Genomic DNA, 14,856 nt, shown 5'->3' on the forward strand with positions numbered 1-14,856 from the left:
TGGTCGGTGGTTCAACTGCGGTCGGTCTCCAGAATGCGGCGCTGCGCGGCGGGTGGGACGCCGGTGATCTTGGTGTAGTCGCGGGTGAGGTGCGCCTGGTCGTACCAGCCCAACCGGTGGGCGATCTCGGCGATCTCCAGCTCGGTCGTGGACAGCAGCTCGTGCGCATCGAGCACCCGGGCGCGGCGCAGCAGCCAACGCGGCGTGACGCCGAGATGATCACGACACAGGCGTTGCAGCGCCCGTACCGACAGGGCAACCCGGGCGGCCAGCTCCTCGACGGTGCGGATGCCGCGGTCATCGCGGGCGAGCCGTTCGACCGTGCGGGCCCGGCGCCCATCGGGGCTGGGCACCCGGTCCCCGATCATGGTCTCCGCCACCGCGCGCAGGGCCTGCGCCCGCGCCGCTGGACCATCCGCGTCCCAGACCGGCGTCAGATCCCAATCCGGCCACGCCGCGGCCCAGGGGACGACGCGGCCGGTCCAGCGGTACGCCGGGACGCCGGTCAGGTCCATGATCGCGCCGGGCACCAGGTGCAGCCCGACCACCCAGCCGAAGGCCGGCAGGTCCAGGCCGAACCGCTCCAGCACCACCCCGTGCAGCAGTTCCGCGGGCAGCGCATGGCCGTGCCGACGCTCGCCGGGCGGCCCGGCCTCGACGGTCAGGTGGATCGTCGGATGCGAGATCAGCGCCGACAGCGAGGCGGGCACCGGCCGGGCCCAGGCGAGCGACCAGACCTGCTCGACCCAACCGGCGAGCGGTCCGGCGCCCGGCAACACCTCGCGCACGATCGTCCGGTCCAGCCGCTCGGGCCGGATCACGGCCCGCCACAGCGGCCGGGCACCCGCGGGAAGTTCGGGGCGTGTCGTGTCCGTCCAAGACCCCATGGGTGAACTCTAGGCAGCCTGTCGGACATGAACACCGAATCCGGCGCATCCGCCGACCTGATCGCCTTCACCATCGACTGCTCCGACTCCTCCCGGCTCGCCCGCTTCTATGCCGACCTGGCCGGCGGCGAGGTGACCGGGGAATACCCCGAATACGGGTACGCCCAGGCGAGCGTCGGCCCCTACACGCTGAACTTCCAGGGCGTCGAGTCGTACGCGGCTCCGGCCTGGCCGGGCCAGGAGCACCCGCAGCAGTTCCACCTGGACTTCCGGGTCGACGATGTCGCGGCCGCGACCGAGCGGGCCACCGGGCTCGGCGCGAGCGTCGCGGCGGAGCAGCCCGGCGGTGAGGCGTACCGGGTGATGCTCGACCCCGACGGGCACCCGTTCTGCCTGTGCCCGCCCGCGCAGGAGTCCTGACCAGCCCGGTCGAGAGATCGCCGATCGAGCCTGCCGAGACAGGCGCCGGTCGAGCCCGTCGAGACGTCGCCGCTCGCCAAAACCGACCACTCGCCCGAGTTCTGGCAGCTATTTCACCCCCGAATCCGCCCAAACCCCGACCAGTGGTCACTTTCGGCACGAGAATGCGCGTACGCCGGGCGAGCTTGACGGCGCGAGGTCTCGACGGCGCTCGTTCCTCGCTTGCTCGACCAGCACCGCTCGAGCTTGGCGCCACACCGCTCGCCCAAACCGACCACTCGCCCGAGTTCTGGCCGCTACTTCACCCCCGAGCCCGCCCAAACCCCGACCAGTGGTCACTTTCGGCACGAGGATGCGCATACGCCGGTCGAGCCCGCCGAGACATAGGCGGGTCGAGCCCGCCGAGACCCCGGCTGCGCACCGCCCGGGGCTAGCATGTCGGCGTGCGCCCAGTTCCCAAGGCAGCGCTGGCCGCCTGTCTCGCGGTCGCGATGATCATGATCGGCGGGGCCGGCGTGGTCACCGCGGCGAGCCTGCCGCTGGCGCTGCGTGGCGCGTTCGCACCGCCCGCCGTGCCGCAGCAGCCGGACGCCGATCCGGGCGTACCGGCACCGCCCGCGCCGGGCCCGACCGCGCTGGAGCGTTCCCCCGATCGCGGGCACGATCCGCTGCCTGATGTTCGTCCGCCCGGATTCCGCAAGCCGCTGGCCGACTTCGCGGCGTACCGGTCGCAACGGATCGACTGGCGCGCCTGCGGGCAGTTCCGGTGCGCCGAGGTGACCGCGCCCCTGGACTGGGACGTGCCGGATGCCGAGGCGATCACGCTGGCGCTGCGGCAGCGGCCCGCGACCCGGACACCGAAGCTGGGCACGCTGTTCATCAACCCCGGCGGGCCGGGCGAGTCCGGGACGCGACTGGTCGAGTGGTTCCGCGCGACGGGGCTCGAACGCTACGACATCGTCGGCTGGGATCCGCGCGGGACGGGAGGCTCGACGCCCGTGCGTTGTGCGAGCGCGGCCGAGCTCGACGAGCTGCACGAGGTGGACTCCTCCCCCGACAGTCCCGCGGAGTTCGATGAGCTGGTGCAGGCCTGGCGCGGCTTCGGCAAGGCGTGCGCACGCAACAGCGGCCCGCTGCTGGAGGCCGTCACCACCGCCGACACCGCCAAGGACCTCGACCTGCTGCGCGAGTTGGCCGGCGACGAGAAGCTGAACTACCTCGGCTACTCCTACGGCACGATCATCGGGCAGGCCTATGTCGAGCTGTTCGCCGACAAGGTCGGCCGGCTGGTGCTCGACTCGGTCGCGCCGCTCCAGGCCGACGACACCGGCCAGCGCGGCATCGGCGGCGGGGCCACCCAGGTGCAGGGATTCGACGCCTCGATCGGCGCGTTCGCCGACTGGTGCGCAGGCCGGGGCGACTGCCGGCTCGGGGAGAGCCGCGAGGAGGTGCTCGGTGCCGTCACCGACCTGCTGGACCGGCTCGACGCCCGCCCGATCGCGGTCGGCGACCGCCGACTGACCCAGTCGCTCGCCACCACCGGCATCCTCGCCTCGCTCTACCAGGACGCCCGCGGCTGGCCGCAGCTCGCCCTGGCGATCGCCGGCGCGCGCGGCGGCGACGGCCGAGCGCTGCTCGCCGCGGCGGATTCCTACAACGGCCGCGGGCCCAACGGCGCCTACGCGCCCTCCCAGAACGCCTTCTACGCGATCAACTGCGTCGACGCCTCCGATGCCGGCGTGGATCAGGCCCGCGCGGACTATGAGGAGGCGGCGAAGCAGGCGCCGACCTTCGGCAAGTACTTCGGGCCCAGCGTGACCTGTCCGACCTGGCCCGTGCAGGCCGGGATCCCGGTCAGCCAGTTCCATCCGGAGGTGCCGGATTTCCTGGTGGTCGGCGTGACCGGCGATCCCGCGACGCCGTACGCCTGGTCGGAGGGGTACGCCGGTGCACAGCCCGGCGCCACCTTGATCACCCTGGACGGCACCGGCCACACCGCCTACGGGCGCAACGAGTGCGTGAACGCCGCCGTCGTCGACTACCTGGTCCGCGATCGCGTCCCCGGCGGCGGCCTGACCTGCCGCTGACCGCGTGGTTGAATCGCCGGGTGCAGATCCTCACCGTCAACATCGGCCGGCCCGAGCCGAATCCGTACCAGCGGTCGGACACGACGGGCATCGGCAAGCGGCCGGCCGCGGACCGGGTCGAGGTGCGGGCGCCCGGACCGAGGCGCGGGGGGCTCGGCTCGGGCCTGGTCGGTGATCACATCGGGGACCGCACCCATCACGGCGGCGATGATCAGGCGGTGTATGCCTACGCGCGGGAGGACCTCGACAACTGGGCCGACCGGCTCGGCCGCGACCTGCCCAACGGCTCGTTCGGGGAGAATCTGACCACGCGCGGGATCGACGTGAACGCCGCGGTGCTCGGTGAGATCTGGCGGGTCGGAGGGGAGCTGGAGCTGAGGGTCACCGTGCCGCGCATCCCCTGCGCGACCTTCCGGGGCTTCATGGGCGAGCCGGGCTGGCTGAAGACCTTCACCGCCGACGCCCGTCCGGGCAGCTATTTCGCGGTCGTCACGCCCGGCAGCGTCGGCGCCGGCGACCCGATCACGGTGTGCCACCGGCCCGCCCACGGCGTCACCATCGCCACGGCCTTCCGGGCGATGACCACCGACCGGCCACTGCTGCGCGAGGTCGCGGCGGCCGGCGACGATCTTTCCGACGAGCTGCGGGCACGCGTCGCGGCGTACCGGCCCTGATCATGATCGACTCCTGACATGATCGATGCGGTGATCGTCGGCGGCGGTCCGGGCGGCATGTTGGCGGCGTACCTGCTCGCGCGGGCGGGTCTGCGGGTCACCCTGCTGGAGGGTCACGGCGATTTCGATCGCGACTTCCGGGGCGATTCCCTGCACCCGTGGACGCTGGAGCTGATGGACCGGCTCGGGCTCGCGGACCGGCTGCTCGCGCTGCCGCACTTCCGGGCCGAACGGTTCCGGATGCACACCCCGGCCGGCACGGTGATCACCACCGACTACGGGTCCCTGGACTCCCCCTTTCCCTACGTCGCGTTGATGCCGCAGGTGCGGTTCCTCGACTTCCTGGCGGGCGAGGCCGAGAGCCTGCCCGGCTTCGAGTTGATCACCGGCGCCCGGGTGCGGGAGTTGATCATCGACGAGGACGAGACGGTACGCGGGGTGCGCTGGCGGGAGAAGGGGCAGACCCGGGAGTTGCGCGCCCGGCTGGTGATCGGCGCCGATGGCCGGTTCTCGAAACTGCGAACGCTGTCCGGGCTGCCGGTGACCGAGCTCGGCGCGAGCACGGACCTGTTGTGGTTCCGGCTGCCGCGGCGTCCCGACGACCCGCCGGAGGCCGATGTCGATCTGTACTTCGGCAAGCGTGCCTATGTGGGCCTGCTCGGCGGGGTCGAGGACTGGCAGCTCGGCATCACCGTGCCGAAGGGCGGGTACGCCGCGGTACGAGCGGCCGGGGTCGCGCCGATCCGCGGCTTCCTCGGCGAGCACCTGCCGTGGTTGGGCGACCGGATCGGCCTGCTCACCGGATTCGACCAGGTCACGCTGCTGTCGGTCGAGCTGAAGCGGCTCGACCGCTGGCACCGACCGGGGTTGCTGCTGATCGGCGATGCCGCGCACGTGATCTCGCCGGTCGGCGGCAACGGCATCCTGATGGCGCTGCAGGACGCGGTCGCCGCCGCGAACCGGCTGGTGCCGCCGCTGCGTGCGACGGGCCCTGTGGACGAGGGTCCGCTGGCCGCGGTGCAGGCCGATCGCGAGGCGGCGATCGAGCGGGTGCAGGCGGCCCAGGCGACGATCGAGCGACGCGCAGCGGCCGCCCGCGAGCGCGGGCGGCCGCTGGTGCCGGGTCGGCTGTTGCGGATGATCACCGCGCTGCCCGGGGTACGCCGTCGCTCGGCGGTCTCCAACGGCTACGGGCCGTTCCCGCCGAGTCTCGGCGACTGGTTCGACTGAGCCTGCCGCGGGAGGGTCAGGCCCGCCGCAGCAGCTCCTCGAACGGCGTCACGTCGGCGAACTCGTCGCGACGCTCCCGGATCGGCTCGTGATCGACGAGCTGGGCCAGCTCGCCGGCCGCGCGCCGGATCCGGCCCGGCAGCTCGGAGCTCGCATCGCCCCAGTCGGCCGAGGCGGCGAATACCGCCGTCGGCGTGACCCGGGCGCCGAGGTAGTAGAACAGCGGCAGCATCGAGTTCTGGATGGCCAACGAGTGCCGCGCCGATCCGCCCGTGGCAGCCAACAGCGTCGGGGTGTCCTTCAGCGTGCCGAGCTCCAGCGCGTCGAAGAACATCTTGAACAGACCGTGATACGAACCGTTGAAGATCGGGCTGACCGCGATCACCGCGTCGGCCCCGGCCACGTCGGCCATCGCCTGGTCGAGTTCCGGTGTCGGCACGTGGGTGACGAGGTGACCCGCGAGATCGCGGGCGTACTCGCGCAGGTCGATCTTGATCAACTCCGCATCGGTCTGCTCCAGCAGCGCCTCGCCGAGACGATCGCCGAGCAGCTTGGTCGACGACGGCGAACCGGTGCCGGCGGTGATCACCGCAACCTTCATGATCAGCCCTCCTGGACCGCCACGCGGTCCGACTCGTCGTTGTCCTGGCCGGCCTGCTCTTCGGTGATCAGCTCGGCGGCCTTGCGTACCTGTTCGTCGCGGGCGGCGACCAGCGAGGCGTGCGTCGGCGCCTCCGGCACATCGGCCGGGCGGCCTTCGGCGTACCCCTTGCGCAGCTCGGGCAGGATCTCGCCGAGCAGGTCGAGCTGGCGCAGCGCGGTGTCGACCGGCAGGCCCGCGTGATCGACCAGGAACAACTGGCGCTGGTAGTCGCCGACGATGTCACGCATGCCCAGGTAGCGCTCCAGCACCTGCTGCGGGCTGCCCACGGTGAGCGGGGTCATCTTGCTGAAGTCCTCCAGCGACGGCCCGTGTCCGTAGACCGGTGCGACGTCGAAGTAGGGACGGAACTCCTTCACGGCGTCCTGGGAGTTGCGGGCCATGTAGAACTGCCCGCCCAGGCCGACGATCGCCGTGCGCGCCGGCCCGTGGCCATAGTGCTCCCAGCGCCGGCGGTAGAGGTCCACCATCTGCTTGGTGTGGCTCGAGGGCCAGAAGATGTTGTTGTGGAAGAACCCGTCGCCGTAGTAGGCGGCCTGTTCCGCGATCTCCGGGCTGCGGATCGAGCCGTGCCAGACGAAGGGCGGTACGCCGTCCAGCGGGCGCGGCGTCGCGGTGAAGCTCTGCAGCGCCGTGCGGTGCTTGCCGCTCCAGTCCACGACCTCCTCGCGCCACAACTGGTGCAGCAGCGCGTAGTTCTCGATCGCCAGGTCGATGCCGTCGCGGATGTCCTTGCCGAACCACGGATAGACCGGCGCGGTGTTGCCGCGGCCCATCATCAGGTCCACCCGGCCGTCGGTCAGGTGCTGCAGGGTCGCATAGTCCTCGGCGATCTTCACCGGGTCGTTGGTGGTGATCAGCGTGGTCGAGGTGGACAACAAGATCTTGTCGGTCTGTGCACCGATGTAGGCCAGCGTCGTGGTCGGCGAGCTCGGCACGAACGGCGGGTTGTGGTGCTCGCCGGTGGCGAACACGTCGAGTCCGATCTCCTCGGCCTTCTTCGCGATCTGCACGGTGGCCTTGATCCGCTCGTGCTCGCTCGGCGTCGTGCCGGTGGTCGGGTCGCGCGTGACGTCCCCGACGGTGAAGATCCCGATCTGCATGCCAGCTCCCTAGGTAGTTGCGGATTCAACTATACGCCCCAACGCGGCCGTCCCCGTAATCATTCCCGGGCGGGCCCCGGACGGGCCAGCCCCTCTGGCGCATCGGAACAACCGGGGGCAGGATCGGGACATGAGCATCACCCTCAATCCCTACATCGTCTTCGACGGCAATGCCGAGGAGGCGATGAACTTCTACCGAGACGTCTTCGGCGGCGAGCTGACGCTGTCGCGCTACGGCGACCTGCCGGAGGCGGGCTTCGGCGAGGACGAGGCGAGCAAGGTCATGCACGCGATGCTGGTCACCCCCGACGGGCTGACGCTGATGGGCGCCGACCAGCCGGCGGGCATGGAGTTCCGCCCGGGCAACACGTCCTCGATCTCGCTGAGCGGCGACGACGAGGCGAAGCTGCGGGCATTCTGGGAGGGGCTGTCCGACGGCGGCCAGGTCCAGGAGCCCCTGACGAAGGCGCCGTGGGGCGACACCTTCGGGATGTGTTTGGACCGGTTCTCGATCGGCTGGATGGTGAACATCGCCGGCTGAGGCGTACCCCTCGTCATCCCGCGTTCATCCCGCGGCGAGCAGCGCCGCGGCGGCGACCGCCGGCACGGTCAGGTTGTCCCAGCCCCGCGGGGTGAACAGCTCCACCAGGGCCAGCACCGCCGCCAGGCCGACCGCCAGCAGCGGCCGGCCGGGCAGGGCGATCAGCAGCACCACCGCGGCCACGACCGCGAAGCCGATTGCCCCACCGAGCGATTTGCCGCCGGGCAGCCTGCGGATTCCGACGGTACGCCCGACCGCGACCGCCGCGGTGTCGGCCAGCCCCATGATCAGCACGGCGGCGACGAAGGCGGGTCGGTCGGGGGCCAGGGCCGCTGCGGCCGCACCCCCGAGGCCGAATGCGACCGGGCCCCAGGAGCGTTGCGCATCGGCCAGCGCCGCCAGCGGGACGAACCGGATCGTCAGCAGCATCAGCGCCGCGAAGGCGAGCCCGAGCCAGCCGAAGGCCCGGTGGTCGAACCAGCAGACCCCGAGCGCCGCGGCGAGCGCGGCCCCGGCGTGCGCGAGCTTGCGGGCGACCTCGCCGGGCAGCCGCGGTTGACCGGTCGCGCCGCGCGGCCGCCCGCGTGGGCGGGCAAGCAGCTCGCAGACCACGAACCAGGCGCCGATCCCCGCCGCCCAGGCGATCGGCACCAGCCAGGCTGCCGGATCAGGAGGCGTCGGACACCTCCGGCTCGCGGACCAGCTTGAGCCCGATCACGCAGCCGATGATGCCGGCGAGGAAGATCACCTTCCACACCGACACCGGCTCCTCGCCGGTGAGCATGGCGAAGCCGACCGTCAGCGCGGCCCCGAACCCCGTCCAGACCGCGTAGGCGGTACCGATCGGGATGCTGCGCATGGCGTACCCCAGCCCGAGCATGCTCAGGGTCAGCGCAACCAGGAAGATCACACTCGGCACCAAGCGGCTGAAGCCGTCGGAATGCCCGAGCGCGGTCGCCCAAACGGCCTCCAGAACGGCGCTGATGATCAGGACGAGCCACGCCATTCAGCTCACCGCCTTGAGCCCGACCACACAGCCGACCAGGCCGATCAGCAGCAGGATGCGCGCCAGGGTGGCCCGCTCTGTCCCGCGAACGATCGCGATCACGACGGTCAGCACGGCGCCGATGCCGACCCAGACGGCATAGGCCGTCCCGGTCGGGATGTGCAGCATGGCGTACATCAGGCCGGCCATGCTGGCGGTCACGGCCACCACGAAGATGATCAAGGGGGCGGGGCGGCGGATGCCGCGTACCTCGCCGAGCGCGGTCGCCCAGACCGCCTCCAACATGCCGGAGACGACCAGAACCGCCCAAGCCAGGTTTGTCGAATCACCAAGGATTGTCGGATCCATGGGGGACCTCCACGCGGCAGTCTTGTCGCTGTGCGGGTACTGCTCCCTCGTCCGCGGGCCGATCGGGCCCTGCGGCCGACCTTAGCAAGGTTGCCGCACGCGCGGCCGACAGGCGTCGCGCCCGAGCCCCGGCCGAACCCGCCAGGGTGATGACGCACGAAATCCTACTCACCCGTAACATCGGCCAGATTCACCCGCCGCCAAGTTGGTTCGCGGGCCCGGCGCGCTCATACTGGCCACACCGCCGCTTTGCCGCCGGGTTCACCCATGCCGCTTTTCCGTTCTGCTGGGTGCGCCTGGACGCTTTGCTGCGCGCACTTTCCAGCGATCATGAGGGACAAGAATGAAGAAGTCGATCAAGGGCGCCGTCGCGGCGACCGCTGCCGCCGCCTTGCTGATCAGCGCGGGTGGCACCCTGGCCTATTGGAATGCCACGGCCGATCTCGGCGGCGGGTCGATCACCTCCGGGCAGCTCGCCCTGGAGCCCGGCACCGCGCAGTGGACGCTGAACGGCGCACCCGTTGCCGACGTCAGCACCGTCCGGGTCGTCCCGGGCGATGAGCTGCGATTCGCCGGGACCTACACGATCGTCGCCGAGGGCGACAATCTGAAGGCCGCGGTCGAGGTCGTCGATGCCACCCCGAGCGGCGACCTGCTCGACGCCGTGGACATCGTCCCCAACTACCGCCTGGGCGGTAGCCCGATCGCGGCGGACTCCACGATCACCGAGGCCGACAACGGCGCCCAGTTGCAGGCCGACCTCGCAGTGGACTTCCCGTTCGGCGAATCGGCCGACAACAGTTCCCAGCTCAAGGAACTGAACCTCAGCGACATCTCCGTGACGCTGACCCAGGTGGACGCCACCCCGTGAACGTCACGGCGATCGCGCGTCTCGTCGCGCGCCTCGCCACGTGGACGGTGATCGGCCTCGCCGCGTTCGCGCTGGCTGTCGGGGTGTTCATCCCGCGGCTGGCCGGGGCCACCCCCTATGCGGTGCTCACCGCATCGATGCGCCCCGCACTCCCGCCCGGGACCCTGGCGATCGTGCGCCCCGTGCCCACCGAACAGATCCGGACCGGCTCGGTGCTGACCTACCAGCTCGAATCCGGCCGGCCCGCCGTGGTCACCCACCGGGTGATCGCGCAGGGCGTGTCGACCACCACGGGCGAGCCGGTCTTTCGTACCCGCGGCGATGCCAACCCCGGGCCGGACCCGGGGTGGGTGCGCGCCGTCCAGGTACGCGGCACGGTCTGGTACGCCGTCCCGCTGCTCGGCTATCCGGCCAGCGTGTTGACCGGTGATCAGCGCGAGTTGATCATCGCCGGCGCGGCGGGTGCGCTCCTGCTCTACGCGGCGGTGATGTTCACCGGTGCGGTACGCGATCGGCGCGCCGCCTCCGTGGCGACGACGCCTCGCCGAGCCGCGGGAGCCGAGCGATGAAAGGACTCGCCGCACTGCTCGCTGCGTGCGCGCTGTGCCTGGTCGCCGCGCCGTCGGCCGGCGCCCACGAGCGCACCGTGGTGATCACCGACGAAGGAATCCGCGGGAGCGGCGCCGCCGAGCCGCTCGGCCCGCGGGCCTGGACGCCGGGCGATGCCGCAACGTCCGTGATCACCGTCCGCAACGACCGCCCAGCGACGGTGCAGGTCAGCCTGCAGGTGAGCCGCGGCGGCGACCCTGAGCTCGCCGACGCCCTCCGGGTTGCCACCGAGCTTCCCGGCGGGGGCGTCGCCGAGGTGGGCGAGGCGGGCCGGGTCGAGGTGGGTGAACTCGCGCCGGGTCGGACGGCGACCGTGCGCGTCGTCGTGGAGCTGCCGGCCGAGGCCGACAACCTGACCGAGCGGCGGCGGGCCGGCGTCGAGTTTGCGATCTTCGCCGCCGACCCGGAGCCGGGCCCCACCGATCCGGAGCCGGGCCCCACCGATCCCAGGCCGGCTACGACCGTCCCGGGCACCGCGGGCGCACTCGCCCGTACGGGCGCCACATTCGGCCCGCTGTTGTTTGTTGCTGCGCTCGGAGCGGTCCTCGCCGGAGCCCTCGCCGTGCGCGCGAGAGAGGGGAAACGATCATGAAGCGCGCAGCACGCGCCATCCGTCGGCCGACCCGCGCGGGTTGGCATCGCCGGCTCGCCGGCCTGCTCAGCCTGGGCGTCGTGGTCGGCATGGGCAGCGTCGGCACCCTGGCCTACTGGACCGACGAGGCGACCCTGGAGACGGGCCGGTTCCGCTCGGGCACGCTCGACATCACGCTGAACGACCAGCTCGCCGGCCAGGGCGGAACCTGGACCGACGATGCCACCGGGATGACGTCGATGGTCCCGGGAGAGAGCCAGGCGTTCACGGTCCGGGTGCAGCGGCCGGCCGATTCGGTCGGGTTCGACTATGCCGTCGCCGCGACCGCGTCGGGCGATCTCGCCTCGGCGCTGCGCTGGTCGGTGCATCCCGGCGGACGGGCGGGATCGGCACAGACCTCGAACGGGTTGCGGACCAACACGTGCTCGGGCGAGGCGACGTTCTCCGCCGGGACGCTCGGCGGCAACGCCAAGGAGGTCGTCTCGTCGCGGGCCGCCCTGCGCTCGGGCTCCGGCGCCGCCGAGGAGACGGTCTGCATCCGCGTGGCGCTGCCGGCCGATGCCGACAACACGGCCCAGGGCAAGTCCGGCGCAGCGACGTTCACCTTCTCCGCAACGCAGGCGAAGTGATGGAGCGCGCGCGGCGGCTCGCCGCGAGCCTGGTCCTGTGGACGGGCTGCGCGGCCGGCGTGGTCTGTCTGACCTGGACGCTCGGCGTCCTGCTCAGCGGCGTGACGCCGCTGGTGTTCTTGTCCGGATCGATGTCGCCCGCCATCCGCACCGGCGATCTCGCCTTCGCCGAAACCGTGCCCGCGTCCGAATTGAGCGTCGGCGACGTGGTCAGCGTGCAGACCGCCGAGGGGGTACGCGTCACGCACCGCGTGATCGAGACCGCCCCCTCCGGCCCGGCCGGCGAGATCGCGTTGCGGCTGCGCGGCGACGCCAACGCCGCGCCCGACGCCGAGGCGTACCGCGTCACGGAGGCCGAGCGGGTGATCGTCAGCGTCCCGGCCGCGGGCTATCTGCTGAACGCGGCTCGCCAGCCGCTCGCGCTGCTCCTCGGCGGCGCGCTCGCCGCCGGCGCGATCGCGATCGGCTTCTCCCGCCGCGGGCCCGACGGCCGCGGTGATCGCGAGGATGATGATCATGGAGACGGAGATGATCATGGCGACGACGCCCCCGGCGGCGCCCGGCGCCGCGCCGACGATGGCCTCCCGCGGCGTGCCGCCGCACTGACGGCGGCCCTGATCGCCGCCCCGGCCGGCGCGCTCGCCGGCACCGCGCCGCTCCCCACGCTGGCGGCCTTCTCCGACGCCGCCGCAGCCCGGACCGGAACCTACTCCGCGCTGCGGATCGCCCAGCCCGCCGATCTCAGGTGTGCGGTGTCCGGGATCATCCTGACCTCGGTCTCGGTGCGCTGGCAGCACACCGACGCCCGCTACGACTACCTGGTGCGCGTGACCGATGGGAACGGGCAGGCCGTGCAGACCACGCGGGTGACGGGCAGCGGCTCGGTCGGTTCGACGCTCGCGGTCGACGTCCCCAGTTCGCGCTCGGGCACCTACGCCGTCGGCGTCAGCTCCGTCCTGAAGACGCCAGCAGCTTGGGAATCTCCGGCGGCCACGACCGGCTACAGCGTTGCCTGGCTGGGCAAGAGCTGCCGCAACTGAGCCCGTGCCGGATGGCCGGGCTTGGCGGTCAGGGTTCGCGTTCGAGACGCTGGGCCCATTCGATGAACAAGCGGGTCTCTGCGGGTCCCAACACCTCAGGGTGCGCCGAAGCACGCTCGATCAGTGACCGTGACGCGTCGGCACCCCCCTTCGCGCCGCCGGTCCCGGTGATGGCGGCGATGACCCCGTCGCGGACCGCGGCCGACAGCTCCCGGTCCGGCGCATCGAGCACGATCTGGCGCAACGTGACCCCGATGTTGGCCACCAGAACGTGTGCGGCTGCCTGGTCGGGGTCCACGACAAGCCGGCCCTGGTCGGCGGCCCGCCGGGTGATCGAACGCAGGATCTCGCTGGGCCGCGACTGTGCGGCCGGCGAGTAGCCGGGGCGCACCTTGCCGTACATCAGGGTGTAGAAGCCCGGATTGTCGAGGCCGAAGGCGACGTGGGCATCCCAGCCCGCCCGCAGATCGCGGATCGGGTCGCCGGATGGTTTCACCGCGGTCTTGGTGTCGAGGTACATGTCGAAACCGCGCTCGATGACGGCCTCGATCAGGCCCTGCTTGCTGCCGAAGAAGTGGTACAGGGTCGGCATCCGCACCCCGGCCGCGTCACAGACGGCACGCAGCGAGACCTCCTCGCCGGGGGCGGCCGCGATCATGTCCGCCGCGGCATTCAGCAGCCTTGTCCGGGTATCGCGTTCCCCTGTGTCGACCATGCTGCTACATTAGCTTTATGTATCGGTGATATACCGTTACATGTCACAGATACAATCCGGGTACCAGCACGCAGAACGCACGAGGAGCTGACCATGGCCAACCCCACCCTTGCGGGCAAGAACGTCCTGATCGCCGGCGGCGCGAAGAATCTCGGCGGCCTGATCGCCCGTCAGGCGGCCCAGGCGGGCGCGAACGTCGCCATCCACTACAACTCCGAGTCCAGCCGGCCCGAGGCGGAGAAGACCCTGGCCGAGGTCGAGGCCACCGGCAGTCGCGGCGTGATCCTGACCGGCGACCTGACCGTGCCGGGCAACGTGGAGAAGCTGTTCGCCGACGCCGCGGCGGCAATCGGACAGATCGACGTCGCCGTGAACACCGTGGGCAAGGTGTTGCGCAAGCCGATCGTCGAGACGACCGAGAACGAGTACGACTCGATGTTCGACATCAACGCGAAGGCCGCCTATTTCTTCATCAAGGAGGCCGGCCGGAGCCTGGCCGACAACGGCAAGGTCATCACGATCGTCACCGCACTGCTCGCGGCATTCACCGACGGCTACTCGACCTACGCCGGAGGCAAGAGCCCGGTGGAACACTTCACCCGGGCCGCCGCCAAGGAGTTCGGCGAGCGCGGCATCTCGGTCACCGCCATCGCGCCGGGGCCGATGGACACTCCGTTCTTCTACGGACAGGAGACGCCCGAGCGTGTGGAGTTCCACAAGTCGCAGGCGATGGGCAATCAGCTCACCAAGATCGAGGACATCGCGCCCATCGTGCGGTTCCTCGCATCCGAAGGCTGGTGGATCACCGGCCAGACGATCTTCGCCAACGGCGGCTACACCACTCGTTGATCGCGTACTTCCGGATCCAGCCCGCTACCACCGAGGAGAACCGGCATGACTGATCCCACCATTCCCGAACCCGTCGCCTCGTTCGTCGCCGCCGTCAACCGACACGACGAACAGGCCTTCCTCGACGCGTTCACCGACGACGGTGCCGTCAATGACTGGGGACGCGAGTTCCCCGGCCGCGACCAGATCAAGGCATGGAGCGACAAGGAGTTCATCGGCTCCCGCGGCACCCTCACCCCCGAGGAGGTCCGGGTGGACGGCGACACCGTGACCGTGGTGGGCGACTGGCGCAGCAATTACGCCAACGGGCGCAGCCGGTTCACCTTCGATGTCGCCGGCGACAAGATCGCCAGGATGACGATCCGGGAGGGATGAGCGGGTGACGGCCGGGTGCGACCCGGCCGGGCGCCCGGCTGGTCCTCGGCACGTTCCCCCGCGTGCCGGGGACCTAGCACGCGCGTCCGGACCGGCGTACCCGCGACCACATCGCAAGAAACTCGATAGGGACAGTCGAGTATTGCCTACGTTGGGCCTCACCGCGGCGCCGCGACCCGACGCAGCCGCGTGTCCGGGTCGGCCGTGGCACACACCGAC

Annotated in this window: 19 protein-coding genes and 1 riboswitch; of the genes, 12 read left to right on the forward strand and 7 right to left on the reverse strand. The window is 71.2% G+C overall.

Features of this window, described 5'->3' with window-relative positions; genetic code table 11:
* Positions 1-11 precede the first annotated feature (11 nt).
* Positions 12-887, reverse strand: coding sequence for a helix-turn-helix domain-containing protein (locus ACXDC7_RS15885; protein ID WP_459222710.1), 876 nt, complete (start codon positions 885-887; stop codon positions 12-14).
* 27 nt (positions 888-914) lie between these two features.
* On the opposite strand from ACXDC7_RS15885, the gene ACXDC7_RS15890 reads away from it, so the two are divergent.
* From ACXDC7_RS15890 to ACXDC7_RS15905, 4 genes are all read left to right on the forward strand, one after another.
* Positions 915-1,307: a VOC family protein gene (locus ACXDC7_RS15890; RefSeq protein WP_459222711.1), complete on the forward strand. Its 393-nt coding sequence runs from the start codon at positions 915-917 to the stop codon at positions 1,305-1,307.
* A gap of 443 nt (positions 1,308-1,750) precedes the next feature.
* A complete protein-coding gene (locus tag ACXDC7_RS15895) occupies positions 1,751-3,394 on the forward strand; it encodes an alpha/beta hydrolase (RefSeq protein WP_459222712.1) in 1,644 nt (547 codons plus the stop codon).
* Positions 3,395-3,414: 20 nt separating this feature from the next.
* Positions 3,415-4,068, forward strand: coding sequence for an MOSC domain-containing protein (locus ACXDC7_RS15900; RefSeq protein ID WP_459222713.1), 654 nt, complete (start codon positions 3,415-3,417; stop codon positions 4,066-4,068).
* Positions 4,069-4,086: 18 nt separating this feature from the next.
* Positions 4,087-5,298 carry an FAD-dependent oxidoreductase gene (locus tag ACXDC7_RS15905; RefSeq protein ID WP_459222714.1) on the forward strand — a complete coding sequence of 404 codons (1,212 nt, stop codon included), beginning with the start codon at positions 4,087-4,089 and terminating at the stop codon, positions 5,296-5,298.
* A gap of 16 nt (positions 5,299-5,314) precedes the next feature.
* Here ACXDC7_RS15905 and ACXDC7_RS15910 read toward each other — a convergent pair whose 3' ends face one another.
* Positions 5,315-5,899 (reverse strand): CE1759 family FMN reductase, encoded by a 585-nt coding sequence (locus tag ACXDC7_RS15910; RefSeq protein ID WP_179445523.1) that lies wholly within the window; start codon positions 5,897-5,899, stop codon positions 5,315-5,317.
* A gap of 2 nt (positions 5,900-5,901) precedes the next feature.
* Positions 5,902-7,062: an LLM class flavin-dependent oxidoreductase gene (locus tag ACXDC7_RS15915; protein WP_179445522.1), complete on the reverse strand. Its 1,161-nt coding sequence runs from the start codon at positions 7,060-7,062 to the stop codon at positions 5,902-5,904.
* A 130-nt stretch (positions 7,063-7,192) separates the two neighbouring features.
* Here ACXDC7_RS15915 and ACXDC7_RS15920 point away from each other — a divergent pair, with 130 nt between their 5' ends.
* Positions 7,193-7,603, forward strand: coding sequence for a VOC family protein (locus tag ACXDC7_RS15920; protein ID WP_179445521.1), 411 nt, complete (start codon positions 7,193-7,195; stop codon positions 7,601-7,603).
* 24 nt (positions 7,604-7,627) lie between these two features.
* On the opposite strand, the gene ACXDC7_RS15925 is transcribed toward ACXDC7_RS15920, so the two are convergent.
* From ACXDC7_RS15925 to ACXDC7_RS15935, 3 genes are read right to left on the reverse strand one after another with little or no spacing between them, the layout of a single operon-like run.
* A complete protein-coding gene (locus ACXDC7_RS15925) occupies positions 7,628-8,254 on the reverse strand; it encodes a hypothetical protein (protein WP_459222715.1) in 627 nt (208 codons plus the stop codon).
* Between the two features lie 16 nt (positions 8,255-8,270).
* Positions 8,271-8,609, reverse strand: coding sequence for a DMT family transporter (locus ACXDC7_RS15930; protein ID WP_459222716.1), 339 nt, complete (start codon positions 8,607-8,609; stop codon positions 8,271-8,273).
* Entirely contained in the window at positions 8,610-8,957 is a 348-nt protein-coding gene (locus ACXDC7_RS15935; RefSeq protein WP_459222717.1) for a DMT family transporter, read from the reverse strand.
* Between the two features lie 11 nt (positions 8,958-8,968).
* Positions 8,969-9,030, reverse strand: a riboswitch (guanidine-III (ykkC-III) riboswitch).
* A gap of 270 nt (positions 9,031-9,300) precedes the next feature.
* On the opposite strand from ACXDC7_RS15935, the gene ACXDC7_RS15940 reads away from it, so the two are divergent.
* Genes ACXDC7_RS15940 through ACXDC7_RS15960 form a run of 5 tightly spaced genes read left to right on the forward strand, consistent with a single transcriptional unit; the run spans position 9,301 to position 12,698 of the window.
* A complete protein-coding gene (locus ACXDC7_RS15940; protein WP_179445518.1) occupies positions 9,301-9,828 on the forward strand; it encodes an alternate-type signal peptide domain-containing protein in 528 nt (175 codons plus the stop codon).
* On the forward strand, positions 9,825-10,397 hold the full coding sequence (locus ACXDC7_RS15945) for a signal peptidase I (RefSeq protein WP_459222718.1): 573 nt from the start codon (positions 9,825-9,827) through the stop codon (positions 10,395-10,397). Before ACXDC7_RS15940 ends, ACXDC7_RS15945 begins: the two co-directional genes overlap by 4 nt.
* Entirely contained in the window at positions 10,394-11,029 is a 636-nt protein-coding gene (locus ACXDC7_RS15950; RefSeq protein ID WP_459222719.1) for a hypothetical protein, read from the forward strand. Before ACXDC7_RS15945 ends, ACXDC7_RS15950 begins: the two co-directional genes overlap by 4 nt.
* Positions 11,026-11,658, forward strand: a complete 633-nt coding sequence (locus ACXDC7_RS15955) for a SipW-dependent-type signal peptide-containing protein (RefSeq protein WP_459222720.1) — start codon at positions 11,026-11,028, stop codon at positions 11,656-11,658. Before ACXDC7_RS15950 ends, ACXDC7_RS15955 begins: the two co-directional genes overlap by 4 nt.
* The gene (locus ACXDC7_RS15960; protein WP_459222721.1) at positions 11,658-12,698 is read left to right on the forward strand and encodes a signal peptidase I; all 1,041 of its coding nucleotides are present in this window, start codon (positions 11,658-11,660) and stop codon (positions 12,696-12,698) included. The genes ACXDC7_RS15955 and ACXDC7_RS15960 overlap by 1 nt, the downstream gene beginning before the upstream one ends.
* Positions 12,699-12,726: 28 nt before the next feature.
* Here the strand turns inward: ACXDC7_RS15960 and ACXDC7_RS15965 are convergent, their stop codons facing one another.
* The gene (locus ACXDC7_RS15965; RefSeq protein WP_179445513.1) at positions 12,727-13,413 is read right to left on the reverse strand and encodes a TetR/AcrR family transcriptional regulator; all 687 of its coding nucleotides are present in this window, start codon (positions 13,411-13,413) and stop codon (positions 12,727-12,729) included.
* Between the two features lie 93 nt (positions 13,414-13,506).
* On the opposite strand from ACXDC7_RS15965, the gene ACXDC7_RS15970 reads away from it, so the two are divergent.
* Positions 13,507-14,262, forward strand: coding sequence for an SDR family oxidoreductase (locus ACXDC7_RS15970; protein ID WP_459222722.1), 756 nt, complete (start codon positions 13,507-13,509; stop codon positions 14,260-14,262).
* Positions 14,263-14,307: 45 nt separating this feature from the next.
* Positions 14,308-14,637, forward strand: coding sequence for a nuclear transport factor 2 family protein (locus ACXDC7_RS15975; protein ID WP_459222723.1), 330 nt, complete (start codon positions 14,308-14,310; stop codon positions 14,635-14,637).
* The last annotated feature ends 219 nt before the right edge of the window (positions 14,638-14,856 follow it).

The sequence above is a fragment of the Naumannella huperziae genome, from assembly GCF_054073625.1.